Origin of the sequence: Rivularia sp. UHCC 0363 (assembly GCF_034931125.1) — a bacterium.
GTDB lineage: Bacteria > Cyanobacteriota > Cyanobacteriia > Cyanobacteriales > Nostocaceae > Rivularia.
Window position 1 is genome coordinate 6,034 of the sequence record NZ_JAYGHM010000127.1, and the last position, 2,203, is coordinate 8,236.

Sequence of the window (2,203 nt, forward strand, 5' to 3'; positions counted from 1 at the left end):
GTTAAGAATTTTTCACCCCATCTCCCCATCTCCCCATCTCCCCATCTCCCCATCTCCCCATCACCTTGTCCCCCTCTCCATTAGGTTACTGACTGACTAACTTTCCCAGCAATCGCAGGTTGTGGTTTATCTGAAGCAGTGTTTAAACTACCACCGCAGCTACGCAGTTCGTAGAGTTTTACGCCGATTTGGTATTCGTATTGACTTAAAAGTCGTCCGTAAATATATCCAGCTTTGCCGTCTAGGAAGCCGCGCTGAATGATATAAAACAAGATAAACCGTAACAATGGTTTAAATGGTAATCTTACCCAGATTTTCTTTAAGAAACGCTTGCGCTGTACTGCATCACCAAATAGACTTGCACCGATAGTACCGTCATCACCTTTACCCGTGAGTAAATTATAGTAAACGCGAGCTTCCCAATTTGAATAACGATTGTGTCTTGCTAACCAGTGGTAAAGGTCGCGGAAGTCTTCGTGAAGCATATCGTTTTTTAGATATCCCACTTTATTACTTAAAACAACGTGTTCGTGAACTTCGTTGTCACCTGTATTGGGAATATCTTCGGTATTTAGATTTTCGTAACGACCTTCTTTATACTTGAATAAACGCAGGTTCCAATCGGGATATTTACCACCGTGACGAATCCATTTACCCAAGAAAAATACGCGCCGATTTAGATAATAACCGCTATATTCCGGGTTCTCAATTGCTTGAGCAATTTCATCCCATAACTCAGGAGTAATGCGTTCATCACAATCAACTATTAATACCCATTCGTTGCGGAAAGGTAAGTTTTCTAAAGACCAATTTTTCTTCTTAGGCCAACCTCCGTTAAAGTTGAACTGTACGACTTTTGCACCGAAACTTTCAGAAATTTCAATGCTGCGATCGCTACTTTGAGAATCAACAACAAAAATTTCGTCTGCTCTAGCAACACTTTTCAAACAAGCAGGTAAATTTGCTTCTTCATTTTTAGCCGGAATCAAAACGGAAACTGGTATTTTAGAAGGCATATAATTATATTAGTTGTTAGTTATTAGTCGTTAGTTATTAGTGATTATCTATGTACTAACTACTTTTTTGTAGATAAAAGTCCCTGAATAGCTGCGTTTAAATAACCTATTTGACCGTAAGCATACACAAGTTTATCAAAGCGTTCTGCGGGGTCGGAATAATGCTGCACTGCTTTATATAAACCACGGATAAACCGTTCGCTACCGCGCTGTAACTGTCCTGTACCGGCTTTACCGGCAAGCTGTTCTCGATAACATTCACTGATACCTTGCCACCACCCACGACTGAAAAACCAGGAACGTTTGAGACGTTCTGGAGAGACATTATGAGCGACTAAAGCATCGGGAAGATAGGCGACTTCCCAACCTTTTTCTAAGGCTAATTCGGTCATTTGCAGTTCTTCGTTGGAAAGTAAGTTTTTACCTACTCGTCCGAGATTGGTGTCAAAACCTCCAATTTGATCTAAGAAACTGCGACGTATTGAATAATTCAAGCCTCTAGGAGTGTCACCGGGCTTTTCAATGGAGATAACGCGATCGCCTAAATCGTATGCTCCTAAATTACTGGCTAATCCTGGTGATAACCAACGGGGTGGTTGGGTTTGTTCTGGCCACAATAATGTAACTTTACCACCGGCGATCGCCAATTTAGGGTTACTTTGGTAGGCAGAATCAAGAATTTGTAACCAGCATTCGCTTGCCACAGCGTCGTCATCAAGATAGGCGAAGATTTCACCACTACTTGCTTTAGCACCAGTATTACGAGCTACCGATAATCCTAAGATAGGTTCGTAAATATACTTAAGTCGCGGATTCTCAAGCCTTTGTTCTACGACTTGTTTGGTATTATCTTTTGACCCATTATCTACCACTACCACTTCAAAACCAGCAGCAAAATCCTGCGACAAAAGGCTATCTATCGCAGCACCTAAATAGTTATCTCGATTATGAGTACAGATAATGGCAGAAATTTGCGTGTCTGGCATTTTTATTGCAACCGTTAGATTTCAGAAGCTGAATTTTATTTTTTAATGGCTAATTTATCTTAGCTTTATTGCTATTACATATTAGCTATTACTAAAATTCAACAACTGCCTGCACAGAATCTTAACTAAAAATTTTTAACACACCAACCGAGTTTTTTCGGATATTGGTTTTGAGGGAATTGGGAATTGGGAATTGGGAGT

2 protein-coding genes are annotated in these 2,203 nt (G+C 40.3%); both read right to left on the reverse strand.

Annotated features, from left to right (window positions below):
• Window positions 1–80: 80 nt before the first annotated feature.
• Complete coding sequence (locus tag VB797_RS34345; RefSeq protein ID WP_323242287.1) at window positions 81–1,016, reverse strand: glycosyltransferase family 2 protein; 936 nt, start codon at window positions 1,014–1,016, stop codon at window positions 81–83.
• A gap of 59 nt (window positions 1,017–1,075) precedes the next feature.
• Window positions 1,076–2,002, reverse strand: a complete 927-nt coding sequence (locus VB797_RS34350; RefSeq protein WP_323242288.1) for a glycosyltransferase — start codon at window positions 2,000–2,002, stop codon at window positions 1,076–1,078.
• Window positions 2,003–2,203: the final 201 nt, after the last annotated feature.